Annotated in this window: 23 protein-coding genes and 1 pseudogene; 11 read left to right on the forward strand and 13 right to left on the reverse strand. The window is 57.2% G+C overall.

Annotated features, from left to right (window positions below):
* The first annotated feature begins 3 nt into the window (after positions 1 to 3).
* The 3 genes from BVK86_RS26565 to feaR all read left to right on the forward strand — a co-directional run bounded on the left by BVK86_RS26565 (position 4) and on the right by feaR (position 2,937).
* A complete protein-coding gene (locus BVK86_RS26565) occupies positions 4 to 744 on the forward strand; it encodes an SDR family NAD(P)-dependent oxidoreductase (protein ID WP_075949204.1) in 741 nt (246 codons plus the stop codon).
* Positions 745 to 914: 170 nt separating this feature from the next.
* Positions 915 to 1,865: a PDR/VanB family oxidoreductase gene (locus BVK86_RS26570; protein WP_075949205.1), complete on the forward strand. Its 951-nt coding sequence runs from the start codon at positions 915 to 917 to the stop codon at positions 1,863 to 1,865.
* Between the two features lie 151 nt (positions 1,866 to 2,016).
* Complete coding sequence (gene feaR, locus BVK86_RS26575) at positions 2,017 to 2,937, forward strand: transcriptional regulator FeaR (RefSeq protein ID WP_075949206.1); 921 nt, start codon at positions 2,017 to 2,019, stop codon at positions 2,935 to 2,937.
* Between the two features lie 152 nt (positions 2,938 to 3,089).
* Here feaR and BVK86_RS26580 read toward each other — a convergent pair whose 3' ends face one another.
* Entirely contained in the window at positions 3,090 to 3,719 is a 630-nt protein-coding gene (locus BVK86_RS26580; protein ID WP_075949207.1) for a response regulator transcription factor, read from the reverse strand.
* A gap of 260 nt (positions 3,720 to 3,979) precedes the next feature.
* Between BVK86_RS26580 and hpaC the strand changes: the two genes are divergently transcribed.
* Entirely contained in the window at positions 3,980 to 4,489 is a 510-nt protein-coding gene (gene hpaC, locus BVK86_RS26585) for a 4-hydroxyphenylacetate 3-monooxygenase, reductase component (protein WP_075949208.1), read from the forward strand.
* Between the two features lie 510 nt (positions 4,490 to 4,999).
* On the opposite strand, the gene BVK86_RS30635 is transcribed toward hpaC, so the two are convergent.
* From BVK86_RS30635 to BVK86_RS26595, 3 genes and pseudogenes are all read right to left on the reverse strand, one after another.
* Positions 5,000 to 5,839, reverse strand: a complete 840-nt coding sequence (locus BVK86_RS30635) for a methyl-accepting chemotaxis protein (protein ID WP_425272404.1) — start codon at positions 5,837 to 5,839, stop codon at positions 5,000 to 5,002.
* A 15-nt stretch (positions 5,840 to 5,854) separates the two neighbouring features.
* A pseudogene (locus BVK86_RS30640) lies at positions 5,855 to 7,126 on the reverse strand (methyl-accepting chemotaxis protein); the annotation flags it as partial.
* A gap of 53 nt (positions 7,127 to 7,179) precedes the next feature.
* Positions 7,180 to 8,502: an alginate export family protein gene (locus BVK86_RS26595; protein WP_075949210.1), complete on the reverse strand. Its 1,323-nt coding sequence runs from the start codon at positions 8,500 to 8,502 to the stop codon at positions 7,180 to 7,182.
* Between the two features lie 881 nt (positions 8,503 to 9,383).
* On the opposite strand from BVK86_RS26595, the gene BVK86_RS26600 reads away from it, so the two are divergent.
* The 6 genes from BVK86_RS26600 (at position 9,384) to BVK86_RS26630 (ending at position 15,935) form a co-directional block, all read left to right on the forward strand.
* The gene (locus BVK86_RS26600) at positions 9,384 to 10,241 is read left to right on the forward strand and encodes an McbB family protein (protein ID WP_157720423.1); all 858 of its coding nucleotides are present in this window, start codon (positions 9,384 to 9,386) and stop codon (positions 10,239 to 10,241) included.
* A gap of 771 nt (positions 10,242 to 11,012) precedes the next feature.
* The gene (locus BVK86_RS26610; protein ID WP_231977892.1) at positions 11,013 to 12,221 is read left to right on the forward strand and encodes a YcaO-like family protein; all 1,209 of its coding nucleotides are present in this window, start codon (positions 11,013 to 11,015) and stop codon (positions 12,219 to 12,221) included.
* A gap of 12 nt (positions 12,222 to 12,233) precedes the next feature.
* Positions 12,234 to 12,977, forward strand: a complete 744-nt coding sequence (locus tag BVK86_RS26615) for an ABC transporter permease (protein WP_075949214.1) — start codon at positions 12,234 to 12,236, stop codon at positions 12,975 to 12,977.
* Complete coding sequence (locus tag BVK86_RS26620; RefSeq protein ID WP_075949215.1) at positions 12,977 to 13,711, forward strand: ATP-binding cassette domain-containing protein; 735 nt, start codon at positions 12,977 to 12,979, stop codon at positions 13,709 to 13,711. The genes BVK86_RS26615 and BVK86_RS26620 overlap by 1 nt, the downstream gene beginning before the upstream one ends.
* A 208-nt stretch (positions 13,712 to 13,919) precedes the next feature.
* A complete protein-coding gene (locus BVK86_RS26625) occupies positions 13,920 to 14,309 on the forward strand; it encodes a c-type cytochrome (RefSeq protein ID WP_075949216.1) in 390 nt (129 codons plus the stop codon).
* Between the two features lie 135 nt (positions 14,310 to 14,444).
* Positions 14,445 to 15,935 carry an aldehyde dehydrogenase family protein gene (locus BVK86_RS26630; RefSeq protein WP_075949217.1) on the forward strand — a complete coding sequence of 497 codons (1,491 nt, stop codon included), beginning with the start codon at positions 14,445 to 14,447 and terminating at the stop codon, positions 15,933 to 15,935.
* Between the two features lie 24 nt (positions 15,936 to 15,959).
* Here BVK86_RS26630 and BVK86_RS26635 read toward each other — a convergent pair whose 3' ends face one another.
* The 9 genes from BVK86_RS26635 to BVK86_RS26675 form a co-directional block, all read right to left on the reverse strand.
* Positions 15,960 to 18,341 carry a DUF3772 domain-containing protein gene (locus tag BVK86_RS26635; protein ID WP_075949218.1) on the reverse strand — a complete coding sequence of 794 codons (2,382 nt, stop codon included), beginning with the start codon at positions 18,339 to 18,341 and terminating at the stop codon, positions 15,960 to 15,962.
* 75 nt (positions 18,342 to 18,416) lie between these two features.
* On the reverse strand, positions 18,417 to 19,829 hold the full coding sequence (locus BVK86_RS26640) for a heavy metal sensor histidine kinase (RefSeq protein ID WP_075949219.1): 1,413 nt from the start codon (positions 19,827 to 19,829) through the stop codon (positions 18,417 to 18,419).
* Positions 19,826 to 20,497 (reverse strand): heavy metal response regulator transcription factor, encoded by a 672-nt coding sequence (locus BVK86_RS26645; protein WP_075949220.1) that lies wholly within the window; start codon positions 20,495 to 20,497, stop codon positions 19,826 to 19,828. Before BVK86_RS26645 ends, BVK86_RS26640 begins: the two co-directional genes overlap by 4 nt.
* A 113-nt stretch (positions 20,498 to 20,610) precedes the next feature.
* The gene (locus BVK86_RS26650) at positions 20,611 to 20,868 is read right to left on the reverse strand and encodes a DUF2790 domain-containing protein (RefSeq protein ID WP_075949221.1); all 258 of its coding nucleotides are present in this window, start codon (positions 20,866 to 20,868) and stop codon (positions 20,611 to 20,613) included.
* A gap of 129 nt (positions 20,869 to 20,997) precedes the next feature.
* Positions 20,998 to 21,771, reverse strand: coding sequence for an alpha/beta hydrolase (locus tag BVK86_RS26655; RefSeq protein WP_075949222.1), 774 nt, complete (start codon positions 21,769 to 21,771; stop codon positions 20,998 to 21,000).
* A 130-nt stretch (positions 21,772 to 21,901) separates the two neighbouring features.
* On the reverse strand, positions 21,902 to 22,390 hold the full coding sequence (locus BVK86_RS26660; RefSeq protein ID WP_075949223.1) for a DUF6644 family protein: 489 nt from the start codon (positions 22,388 to 22,390) through the stop codon (positions 21,902 to 21,904).
* Positions 22,390 to 22,740 (reverse strand): DUF6152 family protein, encoded by a 351-nt coding sequence (locus tag BVK86_RS26665; RefSeq protein ID WP_075949224.1) that lies wholly within the window; start codon positions 22,738 to 22,740, stop codon positions 22,390 to 22,392. The genes BVK86_RS26660 and BVK86_RS26665 overlap by 1 nt, the downstream gene beginning before the upstream one ends.
* A 275-nt stretch (positions 22,741 to 23,015) precedes the next feature.
* Complete coding sequence (gene grxC / locus BVK86_RS26670) at positions 23,016 to 23,267, reverse strand: glutaredoxin 3 (RefSeq protein ID WP_075949225.1); 252 nt, start codon at positions 23,265 to 23,267, stop codon at positions 23,016 to 23,018.
* A gap of 25 nt (positions 23,268 to 23,292) precedes the next feature.
* A complete protein-coding gene (locus BVK86_RS26675) occupies positions 23,293 to 23,811 on the reverse strand; it encodes a carboxymuconolactone decarboxylase family protein (RefSeq protein WP_075949226.1) in 519 nt (172 codons plus the stop codon).
* A gap of 132 nt (positions 23,812 to 23,943) precedes the next feature.
* Between BVK86_RS26675 and BVK86_RS26680 the strand changes: the two genes are divergently transcribed.
* A complete protein-coding gene (locus tag BVK86_RS26680) occupies positions 23,944 to 24,756 on the forward strand; it encodes an AraC family transcriptional regulator (RefSeq protein WP_075949227.1) in 813 nt (270 codons plus the stop codon).
* The last annotated feature ends 4 nt before the right edge of the window (positions 24,757 to 24,760 follow it).

A 24,760-nucleotide genomic window follows, 5' to 3' on the forward strand; every position in this document is an offset into this window, starting at 1 on the left:
AGCATGAGTCGAGTAGCCCTCGTAACGGGTGCCTCGCGCGGACTGGGCGAGTGCATCGCCCGTCGTCTGCATGCGGCGGGTTATCGCGTCGGACTGGCAGACGTGCGCCCCGAAGGCGTGCAACGTTTGGCTCTGGAGCTCGATAGCAGCGGCGCCAGCGCCATGGCCATCGAGCTCGACGTACGCAGCAAAGCAGCGTTTCAGCTTGCCCGTGATCTGCTTGCCGAGCGCTGGGGCGGCACTGACATTCTGGTGAACAACGCTGGGGTATCGAAAGTCGCCGCGCTGATGGACATCACGCCGGAAGAATTCGACGAGTCGATGGCGATTAACCTGCGCGGCACCTTTGTCGCTTGCCAGGTGTTCGGCGCGCACTTCGCCGAGCGTGGTTTCGGGCGCATCGTCAACATCGCGTCCCTCGCCGGGCAAAACGGCGGCACCGCCACCGGCGCGCATTACGCGGCCGCCAAGGGGGGCGTGGCGACCCTGACCAAGGTCTTCGCCCGTGAACTGGCGCCGCAAGGCGTGACCGTGAACAGCATTTCGCCCGGTCCGCTGGACTTGCCGGTGGTGCGCGAAACGGTGGCCCCGGAGCGTCTGGAGCAGATTCTGAAAATGATCCCGGCCGGCACCCTCGGCGATCCGGCGTTCATTGCCGACAGCGTGCTGCTGTTGATCGCCGACAACGCCACCTCCGTAACCGGCGCGTGCCTGGACGTCAACGGCGGCTTGTTCATGCGCTGAAAATTGTGGCGAGCGAGCTTGCTTGCGCTGGGCTGCGAAGCAACCCCAACGCTTTCAGCAACACCGAATATTTTGCGATTGCTGGGCAATCGAGCGGGAGCAGGCTCCCTCGCCACAAAAGCTGTGCCAGACCCATGACTTAACCGAAACAACAGTATTCAGGTGATGCAATGATGAAGGTGAAGATCGAAAGGATCGTCGACGAAGCGCTGGATATCCGCTCCTTTCGCCTCGTGCGCAGTGACGGCCAGCCGCTCGACACCTATGAGCCGGGCGCCCACGTCGACCTGACCGGGCCGACCGGCGTAACCCGCCAGTATTCGCTGTGCAGCCCGCCCCAGGACCGCCGCGCCTATCTGGTGGCGGTGAAGAAAGAAGCCCGGTCTCGCGGTGGCTCGCTGGCGCTGCACGAGCAAGTGGAAGAGGGCATGGAACTGGAAATGGGGGCGCCGCGCAACCTGTTCCGTCTCGATGAAAGTGCCCGCGAACATGTGCTGTTCGCCGCCGGTATCGGTGTGACGCCGCTGCTGAGCATGGCGTATCGACTGGCGGAAAGCGGTCAGCCGTATCGCCTGCATTACTTTGCGCGTTCGGCGCAGTACGCTGCATTTACCGAGCTATTGGCTACCCAGTTTGCCGAGCATGTCGAGTTCCACTACGGCATCGAGCCCGCGGATCTGGACGGCGCCTTGAGCGCATGCCTGGAACGCGCCAATCCGGCGGCCCACGTCTACACCTGCGGTCCGGCCCCGTTCATGAACAAAGTGGTGGAAGTGGCGTCCCGCAGTCGCCCGGACGATTCGATCCACCTCGAGCACTTCGCCGCAGACCCGGCCGCCAACAGCGCCCCGGCCGGCACCTTCGAAGTCGAACTGGCCAGTTCCGGCGTGGTGCTGCACGTGCCGGCCAACACCAGCCTGGTCGATGTGTTGCAGGCCCATGGTTGCGACATCGATACCGAGTGCCGCGAAGGCATCTGCGGCACGTGCATCGTCGAGGTGCTAGACGGTGTGCCGGAACATCGCGACAACTGCCTTTCCAATAAGGAAAAAGCCTCCAACAAGCAGATTTGCGCCTGCGTTTCCCGGGCACTTTCCGCTCGCCTGGTATTGGACATCTAAGCGCTTTCTTCACTGGAAAGCTGACGCCGGAGCCTGTTGAATGGCGTCCGGCGGCCATCGAGGGAGGCGATGGTTTCAGACATAACCGTGTTACCGAACCGCTCAATGAAGCGGTCAAAAAATAACAACAAAAACGTGAGGCTTTGCGGACATGACTACAGCATCGGCGGTGCGCAACGAAGCGTTCGAAAGTTGGTTGAGCCAGGTGAACCAGGCCTGTGGGCGTTTCGATGCCCGTGCGCTGGATACCGATTTCTACGGCGAACTGGCGGAATTTCGCAGTGGAGCGATCAACCTCAGTGTGGTCGACATGGCGCATGTGCATTTGTACCGCACCAGCAAGGACGTCAGCACCAGCGGCGACGGCCACTATTACGCGGTGTTCCAGATGCGCGGCAGCTCGCGACTGGAGCAGGGCGACAACCGCGCGCAACTGGGCTGTGGCGACATTACCCTGATCGACGCCAGCCGCCCCAGCGACATGATCTACAACGACGATTGCCGACAGCTGTCGCTGATTCTTCCGCGACAGGTGGTCGAGCGTGGATCGCATTTCAATGGGATCAATTGCGCCACTCGGATCGCCGCCGGCAGCCCGCTCGCGTCGATGGCCAACAAACTGGTGTTGGAGACCCGTCAGCAGGAGGGCCTGGACATGCACGAAAGCGAAGCGGTGCTCGATGCCCTTGCCAGCCTGTTGCTGCCGGGCATCAGCGCCCAGTGCAGCGGCGGCGACGCCCATGAACGGCAGTTTCGCAAGATCATCGCCTTCATCGACCAGCACATCAGCGACGAAGAACTCTGTCCCGAGCTGATTGCCCGAGAGGTCGGCGTTTCGGTGCGAGGGCTGTACCGGATGTTCTCCAAGCGGGGCCTGGTGGTGGCGCAATACATCAAGCACCGCCGCCTGGATTTCTGTGCGCAAAACCTGCGCCGCGCCGATGTCGAGCAGAAGCTCTCGGCGCTGTGTTATGCGTGGGGGTTCTCGGATTCCAGCTACTTCTCGTCGGCGTTCAAATCGCGCTTTGGCGTGTCTCCCGGCGCCTATCGCAAGCGGTATAGCCAGATCTGATGCGCCGGCATTGATGTTGAACTTGCCGTCCTCATCGCTAGCAGGCTAGCTCCCACAGGGATTTTTGCCGTGCACAGATTTTGTGTTCGCTGGAGATCCACTGTGGGAGCTAGCCTGCTAGCGATGGCGGCCGAATGGCCGCCACAAATCCCTCAATGCCGCACCGGCTCTTCCACCGGTAAATGCAGCACTTCGCGCACCAGCATGGCGATGCTGGTCACGCCCATCTTTTCCTTGATCTTGGTGCGATGCACGTCAACGGTCTTCACGCTGATGTTCAGCTCGCGAGCGATGACCTTGCTGGCCTTGCCATCGATCACCAGCATCAGCACTTCCCGCTCACGGCTGGTCAATAACGCCAATTTACCCTGCAGATTCTGTCGCTGTTGCTGATCGGCCTGGGCATGCACCGCGGTCTTCAGCGCGGCCTGGATGCGGTCGATCATCTGCTGCGGGTTGTAGGGCTTCTCGACGAAATCCAGCGCGCCGTTCTTCATCGCCGTGACCGACATCGGAATGTCGCCATGGGCCGAGACGAAGATGGTCGGCAGGGTACTGCCGCGCTGGTTGAGGATCTCCTGCAACTGGAAACCGCTGGTCTCCGGCATGCGCACGTCGAGCACCAGGCAGGCGGGCTGCTGGGGATCGTATTGGGTCAGGAACTCTTCGGCACCGGCGAAGCACTGCGCCTGCACACTGACGGACTCCAGCAGCCACGCCAGCGAAGTGCGCAGATCCTTGTCGTCGTCAACGATGTAAACAATCGGTTTGCGGGTTTCCATCAGGGCTGCCACGAAAGTCTTCTAATTATTGTTTTCGCACGCGAACGCGCGGCACGCATCGGCTCATCTTTCTGGAGCCTCTGCGCAGGATACCCACTGTCGCCGGCCCTTGCGATAAAGAAACCACCTAGTCGACTAGCGGAAACCCAACCTCACCATGGGGATCGTCAGAATGGTTGCCCCGTGGCCAGGGTCTTAGTCTTGTTCCATCACCTACGGGCCGCACGATGGCGGTCCTCTTGAAGGAAGGGGGCATCGACATGGCCGACTTGAGCCAGCAGCAAATCGACTTTCGCAACGCCATGGCGCAGCTGCCGGCTGCGGTGAACATCATCACCACCAACGGCCCTGGCGGTCGTTGCGGCATTACTGCCAGCGCCGTGTGCTCGGTGACCGACTCGCCACCGACCGTGCTGGTGTGCGTCAACCGCAACAGCGCCACCCACGACGTATTCCGCACCAACGGCCATCTGTGCGTCAACGTGCTGTGTGGCGAACAGGAAGAGTTGGCTCGCCACTTCGCCGGCATGACCAAAGTACCGATGGAAGAACGCTTTGCCTGGGACCTGTGGGATGACGGCGCCGCCGGCGTGCCGGTGCTGCGCGATGCCCTGGTGCAGCTACAAGGGCGGATCAGCGAGTGCAAGGAAGTAGGCTCGCATTCGGTGATGTTCGTGGAGCTGACCAAGGTGGGCGTGCGTGAGCCGCGCGATAGCCTGGTGTACTTCAACCGGTTGTTTCATCGCGTCGAGCATGCCAGCGCGGCTTGAGGGTTGTGGCGAGGGAGCTTGCTCCCGTTCGGCTGCGCAGCCGTCGTAATGCCCGGCAATGCGGTTCATCTGGATAACCGCGTTGATTGGGTTTGGGGCCGCTTCACAACCCAGCGGGAGCAAGCTCCCTCGCCACAGGTGTTTTTGTATTTGCCGTTACTGCTGTAAATATTCCCGCGCCAACCTGCACGCCCGCTCAATCAGCATTGGCGCCATTTCAATCGCCGTCGGCGTGCCTTGGTGTGAATCCAGCCCACGTAGGTGGTGCCGCATAGCATCAGCAACGGATTTTCAATGAACACCGTCGGGGTGCCTGGCAAAAATCCACTGTGGGAGCGAGCCTGCTCGCGATGGCGGTGTGTTAGGCGCGGGAGCTGTTGACTGTGCCACCGTCATCGCCAGCAGGCTGGCTCCCACAGGTTTCTGTGGTGATTGCATAAAGTGCATTCACCACAACTCCCTGTAGGAGCAAGCTTGCTCGCGATGGCGGACTAACAGGCAACATCACTCTCAGATCCGAAAACTCCCCACCAACTGATTCAACCGCGCCGCCTGCTGTTCCAGCTCGGTACAAGCCCGCAACGTCGCCTGCAGATTCTCCACCCCTTGCTGATTCAACGTGTTGATCCGGGTGATGTCGACATTGAGCGCTTCGACCACCGCTGTCTGTTCTTCCGTTGCAGCGGCGACAGACTGGTTGACGTTGTCGATCTCGCCGATGCGTTGCGTGACGCTGCCCAAGCGCGTGCCGGCGAGGTTGGCGATGGTGACGCTTTCTTCGCTGTGCTGCTGGCTTTCGGTCATGGTGGTAACCGAGTCCCGGGCGCCCACTTGCAGTTCCTCGATCATCTGCTGGATCTCCAGCGCCGAGGCCTGGGTGCGTCCGGCGAGGCTGCGCACTTCGTCCGCTACGACGGCAAAACCGCGTCCGGCTTCACCGGCGCGTGCCGCTTCGATGGCGGCGTTGAGCGCCAGCAGGTTGGTCTGCTGGGAGATGCCCTTGATCACTTCGAGGATCTGCCCGATGTTCACGGTCTTGTCGTTGAGCACTTCGATGTTGGCGCAGGACGCACTGATCTTGCCTGACAGTTCGTTCATTACCTCGATCGTGCGTTGCACCACCTGGCGACCGTCTTCGGCTTGTTGCCGGGCGCTGGACGCCTGATGCGAGGCGTCGGAGGCATTGTTGGCGATTTCCTGGGCCGCGGCGCCCAATTGATTGATCGCGGCGGCCACGCTGTTGGTGCGGCTGGATTGATCGTCGAAATTGCTCAGCGACGCGTTGGACGCGTTCAGCACGCGGCGGGCACTTTCGTTGACGCCCAGTGCCGCTGACGACACCTCGCGCATCGACTGGTGAATGCGCTCGACAAAGCGGTTGAATGCGGTGGCCAACTGACCGATTTCATCCCGCGATTGCACCTGCAGGCGTCGAGTCAGGTCGCCTTCGCCGAGGGAAATATCTTCCATGACCCGCGTCAGCACCTGCAACGGCCGGGTAATGCGCCGGGCGGTGTACCCGATCAACAACAGGCCGAGCAGTGCCGAGCCGCCACCGAGCAGCAGTTCCAGCGCCGTGCTTTGCACACCTTGAGCGTCGAGTTCCTTTTTCAGGGTGGTCACTGGCGCCAACAACACCTCTTGCGGCACGCCCACCAGCACGCCCCACGGTGCGGCGCCGGCAATCGGGGGCAGCGGTTCGAGCACCTTGATCTGTTGCGAGTCGACAAACACTTTTGGCTGGCCCTGACGCAAAGCCTCCATCACTTCGGCGTTGTCCATCGGTTGGCCGAGTCGGCTGACATTCTGACTGTCGGCGGAGATCACGGCTCGGGGGCTGACGATGCTGATCTGGCCGTGGCCGTCAAACAGTTCAAGCGCACTGGCTTCGCTGTTCTTTTGCAGGGCGGCGAGGTTGATGTCGAGGCCGACCACGGCGATCACCTTGCCGTTTTCCAGCAGCGGGAAGGCGATGCTGGTCACCAGTTTGCGGCTGCCGGAGGCTTCGTCGAAATACGGTTCCAGTACACAGGCCTGACGGGTATCGCGGGCGCAGGTGTAGAAGGCGTTATACGGTGCGCCGCTCGGGCCGGGTTCGGTGTTGGCCAGCAGGCCTTCGTCGCCGATAACGGCCTGGAGTTCGCCGGGTGTGCTCTGCACCCAGTACAACGAGAATCGCCCGGTTTCGTTGCTGCCCAATTCGGCCTGATTGGCGAACCCGGCATCGGCGCCATCCAGCGCATCGGGTTGAAAAATGACGAAAAGCCCGAGCAGGTCGGGCTTGTCGATCAGGGCCTGATGAAGCTGTGTACTCAGCTCCTGGCGCAGTTGTTGGGCGCTCAGTCGGCCCTGATGCTGGAGTTGCCTGAGGTAGAGCAAATACCGCGACAACCCCTGGCCGAATTCGTGGGTTTGCATGAAGGTGCGTTGCACTTGCATGGCCTGCACTTTGCCCAGCGCCTGCATGTGCTCCCTGGCGGCATCGGCGAGCATTTCGCCGCTGGCCTCGGCCACTTGCCGGCTGCTTTTGTGCGTCTGATAGAGCGACAACCCCATCAGCAAACCGACCACCAACAACAGGCAGAGACCGGCGAGCAGGGCGATCTTGCTCTGGATCGTAAGGAATGTTTTGCGCATTGGAAAAGCCTTTTTCCATGGGGGCAGTGGATGCGCCACTGCCCCGTTATGACTTAGAAAGTGCTGGCGAAAATCAGCTGGCTATAGAGATTCTTGTCGTTGTTGCCCAACTGCGTGCCACCCTGATCGGCGCTCTTGTCCGGCTGGAACAGGCCAACCAGCGGCATCACCGTGATGTGGTCGTTGAGGTGCCATTCGGCATACAGGTCGATTTCGTGGCCATCGGTGTTGCCCAGGTCGCGGTCGATGGTGTCGAAGTTGAAGTACATCGCGCCCACGGTCAGGTTTTCCAGGGGCGAGACAGTGAACTTGAGCTGCTGGATGCGCGAGTTGGTGTTGAACGGGCCGGCGTAGTTGCCCGCCACTTCACCCTGGAACCAGGTACCGAAGCCACGACTGAAACCGTAGAACAGCGTGTCGTAGCCTTCCGAAAAGCGGCTGTAGCGGTAGCCGGCATAGGGTGTCCATGGGGTTTCGGAAAAGGTCCAGCCGGCCTCCAGATACCAGGCGTCCTCGGTGGCGGAGTGAGGTTTGTCCTGCTTGGCGTATTCGCCGGAGAGGAATAGATCTTTGACCCCGGCATTGCCGGTCGCGCGCAGGCTGTAGGTTTTCATGCCGTCGCGTTCGAGTTGCGCAGGGGACGCGTACTGTTCGTCGATGTCTTTGGTGTCGACGTAGGTCACGCCGACGGTGCCGGCTTCAGACACGTGCTCCAGGGTGCCGACGTACATTTCGGTCATGGCCTGGGCGCGGTTGTTGGACTTCAACCACATCAGGTCGCCGCGCCAGCCTTCCTTGCCCCCGATGCGCAGCACGGCGGTTTCGTCGAAGGCCTTGCGCGCGGCCAGCCAGTAGGCGCCACCGCGATTGAACTCGCCGTCGGCCAGGCCTTTGCCGAGGTTCAGGGCGTCGCCATTGATCAGGAAGCCGTCGCCGACGACGACGTTCTGCCGACCGAAAGACAGGTCGATGCCGTCGGCACCCAGCACCGGAAACAGGTCAGCCGAGCGCCAGCCGAGGTAGGCGTCTTCGAACCTGGTGGTGCGTTCCGAACCGTCGCTGAAGCCGGCCGCATCGCCGTCGCCCCAGGTGCCGGAGCTGAGCATGTTCGCCGCGCCGTAAGCGGTGCCCACACCGCCCAGGCCCTGGTCGAAACTCAAACCATATTTGATATAGCCCTCGCGCCACGACGAAGCACCTTCATCGAGACGCCCCGACAGGGCGTAATTTTCCTGACTGTGGAACACGCCAAATACCGCTTCCAGAGTGGCGTTCAGGTGACTGTCGTCGTCGGCGTAGAGTTCATAGGCTCCGGCCTGGCCGGCGCTGATCATCAGCGCGAGCGTGGAGAGTCGAAGCAACGGGGACTTGAGCATGGCATGACATCCGTTCTTGTTCTTGAGCGCAGGTTTGCGGTCTGCCCGGATACTAAGTCGCGCCTTTTTTCGAGCCTTTTGCCTGTTTGCCAATTAGTTGGTTGTGCATGCCAATTTGCATGGCGTGTTGCCTGTAGCGTCGCATCGATGTAGGTGGGGGCGTTTCTTTTACTGCTGCACGGACTGAGCAATACATCCCCAAACACCCCAGCCAACAACGTAGCGCACACCATCGTCGCCAGTTAGACCATCACCACAGAACGCCATAAGGTCATCAAGGTTACCGTTCGTCGTATTTTCTAGAATTTAAAGTCGAGCTTCAAAAAATATATTTTGAAAAAGAAAGAAATTTCCTACTTCGTCCTACAGCTCATTGAGCTCAGTGTCTTTCGTTTTGTTTCAGATTTGAGTCAGCTTTGTTTTTGGCTTTTAAGTACTTATAGATGTCTGCCAGTGAGGTGCAATCTCTTAAACCGAAGGTGAAATAAAAACGATCCTGAAATCTCGCACGAATTTTCCTTGAATATTGAATGAAAATTCCTACGCACAAAAAAATTTCCTCTTGCGACAAGTTATGGAAGTTACTAAATAGAGAAGGGTCACTGACTTTGGTGGCACACCCTCTAATAGTGAGTAATCAATGATGAATAGCGAAAATTTTGGAGAAGTTCTTTATCTTGGTGATGAGTTTGAATACGGCTCATACCCACACATGGCTGGAGGATCTGGCGGTCAAGGCGGTTGTAGTGGTGGAAGCGGCGGAAGCGGTGGGAGTGGAGGGAATGCCGTAACTCCTCAGGTATTGTCCGACAACGACTGACAACTCATCAAATATGGCTTTTCTGGTGGTGGCCAGAAAAGCCATGTTAAGGAACTGGATGATGTTAAATATACAAAGCTATGAAATACTTAATTTTCACAATGATAATTTAGTGGTTTCAAGAAAAGGTGTTTCGAAGATCAGTTCGCCATCTTTGCTGGCAGCGCTGACTCAGTTAAAAAGTTATAAGAATATTTCAAAGTCTGAATTTCTTGATGTCTTGTCGGAGCATGGCTTAAATCCGGAAGCCGCCTATGGTTTTTTAGAAAAAGCGCTGTCTATTAAAGAAGTCCCGGGTGAGATTTACTTTGAGAAAACAATTGTGGCCCATGATTGGGACAAAACTACCGGTCTGGAGGCATTGTTAAGAAGTGAGATCGATACCCCTTTGGAAGTAAGTGATATCTCAGACTCGCTCAAGAACATTGTTCTAGGTAAGAAGTGCTACATTCTAATCGTTTGCATGAGTTATGATTATGATTTTATAAAGAAAATATACTTCGATATTGTAAGCGCTGCGCCGGACTGCGCGATCAGTGTTTGTTATCGGTCGGGTAATTCGTTCTGTATCAGTCAGCCGTACTTGCCGAAAGTAGGAAATCCATGTCATTTTTGTAGCATAGACAGGCTGATAAACTATGAGGAATATCATAGTGGTAGGAATACTTGGTCCAGGCTGCTTCATTTTTGCAAAAATAAGCATATAGCCGTTCCTGCGGACTCATTAAATATCCTGCCGCGATCATTGGTTGTTGGAGCGATTGTAAAGAAAATAAAGCTGCTAACGCATCCTGGTAGTGAGTATCGATATCAGGACAATGTACTGCAAGACTCTTATATTGATTTTAATGAAAACTTCGTGAGGGATGTTTCGGCTTCTCATTGGAATATGTGCGACTGCTCGAGGGTGCAGGGATGAAGTATATACCCCATGATTATTATCTGAGGTTTATGAGTTCAACTGTTCATGCGGAGATCTTGGATTTTCACGTAAAAGGAAATTATACGATCCATGATGCATTCAGACATGCTACTCGTCTTCATAATGTCAGCGATCAGCAGCTTGCTCAGTTAACCGGGAGCGAACTTCGGCTTTATCCGGATCTAAATTTGGAATTCCCTTTTGGCTCTGAATCGAACTCGGATGTTTGTCGTGATGAATCATGTGAGACCTTCTCCAGTACAAATATAGTTTTTTCGAAGCTAGAAAAGCTAATGTCTCCTCTACTATCTACAAGAGAAGGTAGTTATAAGCGTGGATATCCAAGTGGTGGTGCGCTATATCCAGTCGAGATATTTATTTGTTCTCTGATGGATGATGAGGAAAGTTGGCCGTGTCCTGAAAAAATCTTGCATCTACTACCGCGGTCGAGGCGGTTTGAAGTAATGCAGGGTACACAAAATATCGAAGATTTTAAGAGGGCAATTTTGTCATCTCCAGGCAATATTGGCACACCCCGTATAGCGATAGTTTATGCCGTCTACATACCTAAAACGTTATTTAAGTATAGATATCGAGGGTACAGACTTTCGCTCATGGAGGTTGGATCAATTTACATGCTGATCGAATTGCAAGCCAAAAAGCTTGGATTGCGATGCAGGTTGTGGTCCGCATACACAGACACGATGCTGTGTAAGGCAATAGGACTTAATCCAACTCTTTTCTTTCCTATGTGTGTGCACTTCATTGGTGAGCAATGTGATTCTATATAATTCTAGTCACTACTCAACGTTACCTGGTGCGCTGATTTGTCAGCCAGCCTGCTTACTGTCTCTTCCGTCCTCTGTTGAAGTAGAAGACCCTTGGTTAAACGGAGGGTCGGGAATAGGGAGCGGTTCCTCCTCTATCAAAGCGGCGCTAGGTGAGTACTTTGAAAGACGGCATTTCTATATGGAGGTTAAGTCCGACGTAGTAGGGGATATCACTTATACATTGTCGGGCTTGGAGGCTGGTGAATTTATCTATGCTTTTTCTCAAACTAATGAAAGTGGTTTGACATCCGCACAGCTTGCCAAGAAATCATATAATTTGACGGAAGTGTTGCGTGTATCGGATTTTTCATATTGTCACATACCTACTGCATGTATTTCTCTTAACTATAATAAAATAGAAAGTGAAAATTCAGTATGTCCGCTGCGAGATACATGTGGTTGCTGTTTTCACTACCGATTTGAGGGCGCTGCTTTTGGATCGATAAAGGAATATCTGGAAAGGCAGTTTCTGGCAAGATTTTGGCTCACAAAGGAATGCACTCGGCTGGTTTTTGAGCCTGACATAAAAATGGCGCTAAGTGAAAGTCGTGCTTGTACATTATACGATGCACTGTGCAGGTCAGGTGAGATTACGGTTATCGATATAACAGATTATGATTACCCAGGTGTATGTTTGTTGGCTGTTTACGGTCAAAAGGATAATAAACGTCATGTTCGGTATTGTGCTGGAATGTCGTATGCGGAAACGCTAAGTACCGCACTTGAGAAATCAATCTATGAGTTGTGGCAAACCTATAGGTTCATTGATTTGTTTCGGGCTACTGAGGGTGATGTCGAAGAGGTTAAGGATTCATATTTAAGATATTTTTTAAGCTGTAACACCTATGGAATATATAAGGAGATAACTTCGGTAAGATTCCGTGGCTCGAACACATCAGAGTCTTCGCTTGAATTTAACTTGTCTGGTCTTTTGGCTGCGCTCAAGTCCCAGCGGATTGATGGTTATCTTTATGTTAATTCTCTTGTGATGGAGAGCAGTCTGTATTTTTACTGTAAGTATGTTTCTCCCAATTTGTTTTTGCATATGAATAATTCCAGGGGGATAAATTTTCACAATAAATACTCTGATAGATTTATGGGGCAAGTATTTTCTGAGCGGAAGAAAATTATGGTTCCATTTCCATAATAAGGGTGACTCATGAAAAATTTCACAATATCAAGATCTTGCGCGCTTACGTGGTTGTTTGTGAAGGAACAGCTAAAAGAACCTGTTGCACTCTTTTGGATTATTCTTTCGCCGGTAGTAACCTATTATTTGCTTGCATACTCCAGGGGAGACGTCTTTTCTTCGGGTATGAGCTATTTAGAAAGCACTTCTTGGTTTCACGCTTATATTTCATCTAGTGTCGCTTTTTTTGGCTTCTCCTTTTACATTGTGGGCAGAAGAGAAAGTGGATTCATTCGGTCGTTTGTATACACATCCGAAGCTAAGTTGATATTTATGTTGGCGCAGTTTTTTGCTTACTCACTTATTTCTTTGATTTACTGTGCCGTTTTCTATGTGTTGACATGTTTTTCTTTTGGAGGCTTCGATGCGGCTGCGTTGTTATCGATTTTCCCTCGATTTTATATTTGCTATGTATTGTTTTGTGTGCCTGGAATTCTGTTGAGCTTGTTGCCTGTTAGTTTTCAGAATGCCAATACAATTTTGTCCGTTACGTCATTTGGAATGCTTGTGTGGGGTGTTATAAGTGTTCGCGACTTACACCCTGTATTGGATATTATCAACAGATTTAACCCGTTGTACGTTGCAAATAAAATAATGGTAGGGGGGGTTGAAAGACATCCAGTTTTGATGTTGGGGGTTTTCTTTTCTTTCGTTGGTGTGTTCTTGTTGTCCTTGCGGTTTATGCGCATAAATCCAGTGTGGAGTCGATATTGATGTGTATTATAAAAGCTAGTTCGCTTTGTTTTGAATATTCTGAAAAAACAATATTCAATGACGCATCTATCAGTGTGGCTCCAGGTTCAATCACTGGTCTGCTGGGTCCAAACGGCTCTGGGAAAACTACCTTTTTCGATATTGTGTGCGGCTTGAAAAAGGCGAAAAAAGGGCAACTTGTCAATAGATGTGTCAGGCAGCTTTACTTGTCCCAGACGATCATGACGCCTCCGGTGCTGCGTATGTTCGATATCTTTAAAATCACTACATTACTTTGCTCTCCGATCCGAATGTCGCAAGAGCAAGCTTTGAAAAAGCTCGCTGTATGGAGCCCGGAAATAATAGAACGATATAAAGAAATTTGGAGTAAAAAGTCTTCTGTTTGCAGCTATGGCGAAAAGCGTTGGTTCTTTACTCTATCATTGCTGGCGGTAGGCGCGGATCTGGTGATACTAGATGAACCCACCGCAGGAGTTGATCCTGAGTTCAGACACTACATTTGGAAGTGTTTGCGTGGAGCTGCTGGTGAAGGAGCTGCAATTCTAGTGTCTTCACATAACATCGAGGAGGTTGTGAGCAACTGTGACAACTTCTATATGATCAGCATGCGAAGGTTTGTACCGTTCAGCTCAGGTAAGGAGTTCTTGGACTCTTACGATGCAAGTACTCTGGATGAAGCTTTTATTCGCGCGGCGGCTGCACCCGTGTTCACGGAGCCTTCTGAGCAAAGCTAAATCCCGCTCCTTATGTCGCATACCTGCCCCCGCCGGTTCTAATGCGCAATCTGGCACAACCGCCAACACAACTGGCACGCAGGGCAAAACCTGTCGGCCAGCGACCGCCCACAATCCCTCTCAACCTGCCGGTGCACCGTTGCCCCGGCACTTTCAGTGTTGGCGTTCGCTGGCTGGCGAGCGCGTGGATTTTCAAGGGCGTTTTCTTATGTTCACCACCCTGCGTTTGCCCCTCATCGGTTTGCTGTCATTGACCCTGGCCCAGGCTGCGCTGGCTGCCGATTGCGCAACGGTGCAAAGCCGGGGCGCCGAAGTGTTTGCCAATGAATGCGGGGTTTGCCATGCCGTGGCCAAAGGCGCGGTCGGCATGATGGGGCCGAACCTGGCGGGTGTGGTCGGGCGCAAGTCCGGTTCACTGGAGGGCTTCAACTACTCCCAGGCCATGCGCAACAAGAACATTGACTGGCAAGCCGAGAACATCGAACAACTGATTACCCAACCCCAGGCGTACGTGCCGGGCACCTACATGCCTTACATGGGCATGGCGTCGGCGGACGATCGCCAGGCTGTGGTGTGCTACCTCAAAGAACAACACTAAGCGGCTGGTTAGTTTTCTGACCAACCAATCCCTGTGGGAGCTGGCCTGCCAGCGAAGGCGGCCTTGAGTATTGCAGTGCCCGTGAAGGCGCATTCGCCAGCAAGCCGGCTCCTACGTCTGTATGAAAGGTGATTTATGAGCAACGTTGAAATTCTGCCGCAGGTCACTGCATTCCTGGATCGTCGTCACGGCTGCTTCATCGACGGGCAATGGGTGTTGGCCGAAGGCGACAGCATCGCCGTGGTCAACCCGGCCACCGGGCAGACCCTGTGCGAAACCCTCGATGCGCCACTGGACATCGTCGAACGTGCCGTGCAGTCATCGCACAAGGCGTTCAAGTCAGGCGTCTGGTCGAGCCTGCGTCCGGCCGACCGTGAACGCATCCTGCTGAATTTCACCCGCTTGGTGGAAGAACACGCTGAAGAACTGGCGCAGCTCGAAACCCTGAGCCAGGGCAAGTCGATCAACATGGCCCGCGCGCTGGATTTGAACGCGACTGTGGAATTCATGCGCTACATGTCCGGCTGGGCGACCAAGATCGAAGGGCAGACCTTCGACGTGTCGATCCCGCTGCCACCGGGTGCCAGGTTCACCGCGTTCACCAAGCGCGAGCCGGTGGGCGTTGTGGTCGGCATTGTGCCGTGGAACTTCCCGCTGCTGATTGCTGCGTGGAAACTGATGCCGGCGCTGGCCACCGGGTGCACCGTCATCATCAAACCGGCGATGGAAACCCCGTTGACCGCCATGCGCCTGGCCGAACTGGCGCTCGAAGCGGGTATTCCGGCGGGTGTGTTCAACGTCGTCACCGGTGGTGGTGCTTCGGTGGGGGGCGTGCTGACTTCGCATCCGCTGGTGAGCAAAGTGTCGTTCACCGGGTCCACCGCCGTGGGCAAGAGCGTTGGCGTGGCGTGCATGGAAAACATGACGCGTTTCTCCCTGGAACTGGGCGGGAAAAACCCGATGATCGTGCTCGCCGATGCCGACATCGGAAAAGCCGTGCAGGGCGCAATTCTCGGCGGCCTGCTGAACAATGGTCAGGTGTGTGCGGCAGCTTCGCGTTTCTATGTGCATCGCTCGATTCACGACCAGTTTGTTGAAGCCCTTGCGGCGGCTGTCTCGTCGATGCCCATTGGCGATGGCATGAACTGCGACGCGGCAATCAACCCGCTGGTGTCGCGCAAACAACAGCAAAGCGTACTCAAGCACATCGAGCTGGCCCGCAAGGAAGGGGCACGCGTGGTGACCGGTGGCGAGTTGCTGGAGGGCGACGGTTTCTTTGTGCAGCCGACCATTCTGGCCGACATCGACCACAGCATGGCCGTGGCCCGCGAAGAGGTGTTCGGCCCGGTGTTGGGCGTGATGCCATTCGACGATGAAGACGCCGTTATCGCGCTTGCCAACGACAACCGCTACGGCCTGGCCGCCAGCCTGTGGACCAACGATCTGGGCAAAGCCATGAACCTGGTGCCACGTATCGAAGCCGGCACGGTGTGGGTCAACGCCCACGTGCTGCTCGACCCGGCGATGCCGTTCGGTGGGGTCAAGCAGTCGGGCATGGGCCGTGAGTTCGGCCGTGCGGTGATCGAGGCTTACACCGAGCTCAAGTCGGTGTGCATCGCCCACTGACCAGTGCCAGCAGGGTGATCTGCGTCATGCGGTGGGTGGTTTCGCCAGTTCAATTCCGGCGGCGCTCAGCCGTTTGAGAATCACGAACAGCAGCTCGCTTTTGATCGATAGCACCATGCGCGGGCTGCTGACATAACCGGTGACCGTCAGGGTAATGCCTTCAGGCTTGAGCTGGCTGAAGCGCACCACCGGCGCCGGTTTGTCCAGTATCGCTTCGTGCTCGACGTAGGTGTCGTACAGCAGCGTGCGCACCTGTTCCGGGTCGATGTCCAGCGGGAACATCAGTTCGAGTGACGCCACCCCTTGAGCGCTGCCGCCCAGGGTGACGTTGCGCAGGTTCTGTGAGATCAATTGCGAGTTGGGCACGATCACGATCGAACGGTCGGCCAGCTGTATTTCGGTCGCCCGTACGTTGATGCGGCGGATGTCGCCCTCGACCCCGCTGATGCTGATCAAGTCGCCGACCTTCACCGGGCGCTCGGTCAACAGGATGATGCCCGAAACGAAATTCTTGACGATCTCCTGCAAGCCGAAGCCGATGCCCACCGACAGGGCGCTGACGATCCAGGCCAGGTTAGTCCATTTCACGCCCAGCGAAGACAACATCAGCAACAGCACCAAGGCGTAGCCGATGTTGGAGAACAGGGTGCTGAGCGAGGCACACATGCCGGGGTCCATTTCGGTTTTCGGCAGTAACTCGTTGTCCAGCCAGCGGCGCAGTGAACGGATCAGGTAGACGCCGATGATCAGCGCGAGCAGGGCTTGCAGAAGGTTGGCGGGGACGATGTTCAGTTTGCGCAGGCCGTCACCGCCGAGGATCGCCAGAATGTTGGTGGCCAGTTGTCCCAGGGTCGAACCGACCCCGCCCACCAGCAGGGTGATCAGTGCAATGAGCAACAGGGCGGCGCGTCCAACGCCGGAGAGGATGATCGAAATCTGTTCCAGGCGCGTATCGCCAATGCCCAACAGCTCCTTGATGGCTTTGCCAGTGGAGTATCGGGGGGAAAACAGATACTCGCAGCCGTCCTTGAGCAATTGGATCAGCAAGTAGAAGCCAGCGAAGATGATGAAAAACCAGACGAGTTCGTAAGTGATGAAGCGCGAGAGCGACACGTAGCCGATGATCAGGGCAAGGAACGAAACCACGATCGCAATACTGGCGAAGGCATAGATCACCCCGGCCAGCGTGCGACCTGCTTCGGGGGCAGTGCCGGCCATGACCATGGCTCGCCGCGTTTTGCTGACATGCACCAGCAAGGTCGCGATCAACGTTGAAATGACCAATGCAACCAGGCCCCTGACTGAAATCACCAGCTGCGAGCTCATGCCGGTGGCATTGGTCATCTGCGCCAGCGACACCAGCACCAGCAGCGCACCGGCCAATCGCAAGGGATAAGGCTTGATCACCATCGCAAGCGGATCGGCAAAAGCTGGCAGCCGCCATGAAGGGTGTTCGGTGGACAGCAGCGCACGGCTCAGGCCGGTAATCAGCACGCAGGTGTAGACGATCTTTTCAAAATCCTGGGAAAACCCCGTCAGTTGCGGCGTCAGGGGCAGCTCTCGGGTGACGGTAAAAAACAGCAACTGCAGGGCAATCCAGGCAGACAGGACCGTGGCCACTACCGAGGCCAGCGCCAGGGCGCTGCGGCGCAGGCGACCTTCCGGCATTCGATGAACGCACAACCAGGTCAGTCCGCGTTCGGCCACCCTGCGACCGAAAAACCAGAAAGCCAGGGCCACGGCGAGCAACAGGCTGGTCAACAGACGTTCGCCCGGCCGCCACGTGGCAGCAAGTGTGGTGCCGATCTGCTGGATGAATGCGTTGAATTTTTGCCGATCTTCGGGCGGCGGATTGAATAACGGAGCCCAAAACCAGGGGTTGAGCACGCTGCGGGTCTGCTGCGTCACTTCGGTTTCCAGCAGGCTGCGGCGGATGGCGGCAATCTGGGTCAGCAGTTCGGCGGCACTGGTCTTGAGGGTCGCCAGGGTTTTCAAGCGGGAGTCGACGCGGCTTTTTTGCTCGGTGAGGGTTGTCCTCTGGCTGGCAATTTCGGATTTCTCGAGCCCGGCATCGGCCAGAGGCGTTGGTCCCAGCACCGCCAGCTGCGCCTGCAACTGAGCCTGTTCGGGCACTAACAGCGCCGTGAGCCGATCAACTTCGCGGATAAGGGCCTGAACCAGATCCTGCGGGCCTTCCAGCTGACTGTAGTTGTTGGCCTGGGACACCTGCTGTTTGAGATTGCCGAGCTGAGCCATCAGCGCGTCCAGATCGCTTTCGGAAACGCTGGCCGGCGCGGGCGTTGACGTGGCGGAAGAGGGCGCGAGCGGTTCTGCCGCCGACAGCATCCCGACGTTCGGCCCGAACAGAAAAACGATGAAGATCACCAGGCTCAAAGCATTGCGCATCAGCGTGCTCGACTGTTTGTGTGTCACTGAACCTATGAGGTTAGGTCATGACTCACGTTATCGAGGCGATTTTGTTCATTCGCCTGCACGCCGCGCCGGAAAAACCAACTCAAAACACGTCACACCCTCTGCACTCGTGACGCTGTATCGCCCATTGTGCAACTGCATGATCGTTGCCACGATCGACAGCCCCAAGCCGTTGGATTGCGCCGAGCGTTCGCGGGATTCGTCGACCCGGTAAAAACGTTCGAACAGCCGGGGAAGGTGTTCGGCGGGAATCGTCTGGCCGTGATTGCGCACTTGCAAGCGGATGCCGTCGGCCGTTGGCGTGGCGCTGATCGACAACGCGGAGTCCGGCGCGCCATATTTGATGGCATTGGCGCACAGGTTGGCCAGGGCGCGGCGCAGCAGCATCGGCTCAGCCCATATCACGCCGCTACCGTGAGCGTTGATGGCGATCCCTGCATCCGCCGCGAGCCCTTCGAAATAGTCGGCCATGCGTTCCATTTCATCAAAGGCGTCCAGTTCCTGGCGTTGGCGCAGGGCGCTGGCCGGGTCGGTGCGGGCCAGGAACAGCATGTTGTCGAGCATGCGCGCCAGGCGCTCGAGTTCCTCGACATTGGAGGCAAGCAACTGTTGATAGGCTTCGATGCTGCGGTTTTGCTGCAAGGCGACCTGAGTTTCACCGAGCAGGTTATTGATCGGTGTGCGCAGTTCATGGGCCATGTCCGTGGACACCTGGCCCAGTTGCACGAAGCCTTTGCCGAGGCGGTCAAGCATGGCATTGAAGGCCTCGATCATTGGCAGCAACTCCAGTGGCGCGCCATGGCTGTCGAGGCGTTCACCGAGGTTACCCACGCCGATGCCCTGGGCATGCCGGGCCACACGTCGCACCGGCAGCAGTCCGCGCTGTACCAGCACGTAGCCGCAAAGCGCCAGCAGAATCGCCGCCACGCTCGCGAACAGGTAGACGTTGAACCGGTAACGGGCGAGCACCGCCGTGCGTTCAGTCATCAGGCGCCCGGTCAACACGTGCAGCGTGCCCTGATCACCGGAATCGATGGTCGCCGCCACGGCCGAAAAAGGCACGCCGTTGACGTCGGGCAAATGCTGCACGTCGCTCAGGTTCAGCGGATGGTCAATGGCCATGGGAGTCAACGCGGGCATCTGCAGATTGCCCGGATTGACCACCAGCAACGGCGCTTGCCCGGGGGCGCCGATACTCAGCAGGGCCTCACGGTTGCCCAGCATGTTCTGGAACAGCGCGGGTTTGGTGCGGATCAGCTCCAGGGTATTGCTGTCGTTGAGGAACGTGCGCAGTTGGTCGATCCGGGTGATCAGGGCCGCGTCATCCCGGCGGATCAATTCGCGCTCCAGGTCGTGGTACAACGCCACGCCCAGGGACGTCAGCGAGACAAACGCCAGAAACGCAAACACCAGCGCCAGGCGTAGCGTCAGGGAGTGGCGCAGACGGGGCAGGTTGTTCATGGCAGCGTATCGAAGCGGTAGCCGATACCGCGCACGCTGTGGATCAGCTTCAGCTGGAACGGATCGTCGATCTTCAGCCGCAACCGGCGTACGGCGACGTCCACTACGTTGGTGTCACTGTCGAAATTCATGTCCCAGACTCGCGAGGCGATCATCGACCGCGACAGCACTTCACCTTGATGCGTGGCGAACAGGTGCAGCAGGGCGAATTCCTTGTTGGTCAGTGTAATGCGCGTGCCGGCACGAGTGACTCGGCGCTTGAGCACGTCGATCTGCAAGTCTTCGATGTGCAGCTGTTCTTCTTCACGGGTGGGGCCGCGACGGGTCAGGGTGCGCAAGCGAGCGACCAGTTCGGCGAAGGAAAACGGTTTGATCAGGTAATCGTCGGCGCCCCGTTCCAGGCCCTTGATGCGATCGGCGATGTCATCGCGCGCCGTGAGGAACAGCACCGGGGTGTCGGCCTCCTTGCGCAGGCGTCGCAGGACTTCCCAGCCGTCCATTTTCGGCATCATCACGTCCAGCACGATCACATCGAAATCGTGTTCCAGGGCCAGGTGCAGGCCATCGACACCGTCGCGGGCCAGGCTCACGGTGTAACCGAGTTCCTGCAAGCCGTTGAGCAAGTAATTACCGGCCTTGGGTTCATCTTCGACGACGAGAATGTTCATGGGGATCTGCCAGGTATGGGGTCAGCAAAATTCAGCGCCGCTCAGCCGGGCTACAGCGGCATGCCGGTGCCGCCAGTGTAGCCCGTTCATCCGCCGGTACGCAGGGGCGACGATCAATGATCATTGGTGCAACCGCTGCCCTGGACCAGGTAATCCAGCTCATGCTGGCGACCTTGATGGTCGAGGTAGGTCAGTTGGGCGGGGAGGACGCCGCACTGCTGGGAAATGTCCGTTTCGCCGAGCACTTTGGCAACGTCGAGGTGGACGAAGGCCGCGTCCTTGTCGTGGATCACGGGGGCGGTACTCTGGGTGTCGGCTAACGCGGAACCAGTAGCGAGGAGGGCGGCGAAACCGAGGATATACATTTTCATGACGGTGCTCTCTTTTCAGGGTTTGAGTGGGCTGCCGGCGGTTCAGCCTTACAGTGAGTTCAGGTTAAGCCGCCGATCCGGACAGCCAACCAACAGCTCGATGACAAAGTTGTAATAAAGGGCGGTGGTTTACGGTTGGCGACCGGCGGCAGCGAGGATCAAGTCGGCGATTTCCTTGGCGTGGGACACCAGCGACAAGTGGCTCGACGGCAGCTCGATGGTGGTGGCGCCCATGCGCTTGGCGAGGAAGCGCTCAAGGTCCGGGTTGATCGTCTGGTCCTGGCTGGAGACGGCGTACCACGACGGTTTTGTGTGCCAGGCCGCGGCGGTGGTGCGGTCGGTGAACAGGGTCTTGGCGATCGGTTGCTGCACGGCGAACAGCTGCATGGCCTTGTCATGAGGCACATCGCTGGCGAAGTATTTGAGGAAGGCGTCTTGCTTGAGGCTGATGTAACCGTCGTGTTCTTCAGTGCCGGCGCGCACTGGCATGGTCGGATATTTGGCCGACAGTGCCACGAAATCTTCCCCGGCATCCGGCGCCCGCGCTGCCACGTACACCAGCGAACTGACCTTCGGATCGACCCCGGCCTCGCTGACCACGGTGCCGGCATAGGAGTGGCCGACCAGCACGGTCGGGCCGTCTTGCTGATCGAGCACGCGCTGGGTCGCGGCCACATCATCGGCCACCGAGGTCAGCGGGTTTTGCACGGCGGTAACGTGAAGACCGGCTGCCTGCAAACGGGAAATCACATCCGACCAACTGGAGCCATCAGCCCAGGAACCGTGCACCAGCACGACGTTGTTGGCCTTGACCGGTGCGGCGGTTGAGGCCGCCATGGCGGAACCGGTGCCCAGCACGAACAGGCTGGCGGCGATCAGGCAGAGTTTGCTCAATGGATTCATGGTATCGACCCTTGTCATCATCAGTGGGAGGCGTGTCACCCTGTGTGGGTGACTGACGACTTCACTGTATGGCGCGAGGGTGCTGGCTACGCTGACAAATCCATGACAAGTCTGTCATGCAACGGCTCGTTCAGGTGTAGGCCAGCAAGCGGCCGCAGAGGATTACGCTGATCCATAGCGCGATGGAAAACAGGGCCTGCAGCCTGGCCACGCCCGGCGCTGGAGTGCCGGTGTCCCACGCCGCGACAGACCGGTACACACCGACATGGAACAGCACGGCGTTGAGGCCCGCCGTGGTGATCAGGCACAGCTTGAGGATGAAAATGTCATTGGAAGCGAAGTCGTGGGGGTGGGCGGAAAACATCATCAATCCGGCTGGCACGATCAAAAGCAGGGCTGCCAACGACCAGGGCAAGAGATGGCGGGCGAGGGCTGTCACCTGAATATTGCGTGAGACACCGAGCACCCGCAGATCGAACATCACCACCGAACCCACCAGGATCGCGAAACCGAGGATGTGCACCACCTCCACCAGCGGATACAGCCACAAATCACCGCGCATGGCTGACCCCAGCGACGAATCATTCAGCCAGTCCATCCAGCCCGGTTCGGACGTCATCAGCGCAGCTCGACGGTTTTGTCGTCGATCGTGATGCGTTCTGCGCGTAACTCATCGGGTTTGCTGCGGTTCTGGTAGCCGACCACTGTCGCCTGCTTTCCCACCGCCAACAGGTCCTTGGTCAGCCTACGGTTTTCCATGCGCGAGGGCGGAGCGAGCACCACGTTCCAGGTCTTGTCCGCCGTTTTGAGGTTCACGAAGCCGTGGGGGTGGGAATAACCGGATTTTTCTATGGTCCCGCTCAGTTGCAAGGGCTTGGTTGAGTCGTACTCGCTCCAGCCGTGATGGGCGAATGCCGCCGTGGCCACCAGCAGCAGTGATACGCCAAAGCCTTTGCGCATGATGTTCATGACCGGGTCTCCTGTTGCAGGGTTTTTTGGGTCGATGTTTTTCAGGATAGTTGGCGTATTTCACGGGCCGGAACACCCCGACCAAAAGAATGTTTCATGCTGTGACGCAGGACTCGCAAGGCGCGGCATGCTCTTGCACCAGCGCGGCATCAAACTGCACAAAGATGAAGGCACGGAATACGTGTGGGAACCAGCCTGCTGGCGATGGGGCCGGCACATTCAACATCGCCTGTGCCTGACACACCGCCGTCGCGAGCAGGTTCGCTCCCACCGCTTCAGGCCAGCATCGACATCAACCCGCCCTGACGATCCAGTTTGGCCAGGTCATCGAAGCCGCCGATGTGTGCGTCGCCGATGAAAATCTGCGGCACTGTGCGGCGGCCGCTGCGGGTCAGCATTTCTTCAAGCTTGCCCGGTTCGCGCTGGATGTTGATCTCGTGCATGGTCACGCCTTTGCTGGCCAGCAGTGATTTGGCGCTGCGGCAGTAAGGGCAGGTGTCGGTGGTGTAAAGGGTCACGGTGTTCATGCTCGTAGTCTCCGCAGCAGGTTGATCAGGCAACGATGGCCGGAAAGTCGATATCGGTCAGGGCGACGTTGTTCAGGTAGTTGGTCAGGGTCTGTGAGGCCACGTGGGCGATCACTTCGATGATTTTCGCGTCATTGATCCCGGCGGCGCGGGCGGTGGCGATCTGTTCGCTGCTCAAGTGGCCACGGGTTTCGGTGATCTGCTGGGCGAGCAGGGCATAAGCGTCCAGCTGGCCTATTCGGGCACTGCGGATTTCGTGATCGGTCAGTCCGGCTTTGCCGGCAAACAGCGTGTGTGCCGCCAGGCAGTAATCGCAGCCGTTGACCTGCGAGGTGGCAAGGAAGATGGCTTCTTTCTGCGTGGCGCTCAGCGAGGTCTTGCCCAGTGCCGCCGAGTTTTGCAGGTACGAAGCCAGCACAGCCGGGGCGAGGGCGAGCACGCGGAAAACATTGGGCAGGAAACCGATTTTCTTTTGCACGCCTTCCAGCATCGGGCGGGTGGCGTCGGTGGTGTGTTCGAGGCTGACAGGGGCAATGCGGGTCATGGCGATTCTCCGAGGATTGAAGCGCGACAGGCGCTGAGTACGGAGTTCATGCTAGTGATTCAAGCTGGTCTATTGGGTGCAAATCGTCGAAGATATGCGACAGATCGTCCAGAATCGCTCCCGGGAGACCCCATGGATCGCTTGTCCACTTTGCTCAGCCATTTCGGCGTCAACGCCGGTACCTTCCACAGCGGCACGTTTTGCGGCACGACGGCGTTCGATGGCAGCCAGGCGTGCGGCCACTTGCATCTGCTGCAGGGCGGTGAGCTGACGCTCAAACTGGCGGACGAACGATCGCTGCACATCACCGAACCGACCCTGATTTTCTTCCCGCGCCCCTATCGTCACCGCTTGTTTGCCGACGACAATTCCGGCACGCAATTGGTGTGCGCATCACTGGATTTCGACGGCGGCGCCGGCAATGCCCTGGCCGCAGCGCTACCGGACTTTTTGGTGCTGAAACTGGATGAAATCCCCACCCTGGGCAGCACCCTGCAATGGTTGTTCGATGAAGCCTTTGCGGGCACCTGTGGCCGGGAAGCGGTGATGGATCGGCTGTTCGAATTGGTGGTGATTCTTCTTTTGCGGCACATCCTCAGCAGCCGAAATCAACAGCCGGGGATGATGGCCGGCCTTGCCGATCCACGCCTGGCGCGCCCGTTGAATCTCATGCACGAAGCCCCCGGCAAACCCTGGAGCGTGGCCGAATTATCGGCGGCGGCCAACATGTCGCGGGCCAGTTTTGCCGAGCATTTCAAGCGCGTGGTCGGCCAGGCGCCGGTGGATTATCTGGTGAGCTGGCGCATCAGCCTGGCGCAGAAACGCTTGCGCGAGGGCAAGCCCATCGCCCTGATCGCCGAAGAAGTCGGCTATGAAAGCCCGTCGGCACTGGCCCGGGCATTTCGTCGCAAGACGGGAGTCAGCCCACGGGAGTGGCGGGGGTAGGTCG

Source organism: Pseudomonas reinekei (assembly GCF_001945365.1).
GTDB classification, from domain to species: Bacteria; Pseudomonadota; Gammaproteobacteria; order Pseudomonadales; family Pseudomonadaceae; genus Aquipseudomonas; species Aquipseudomonas reinekei.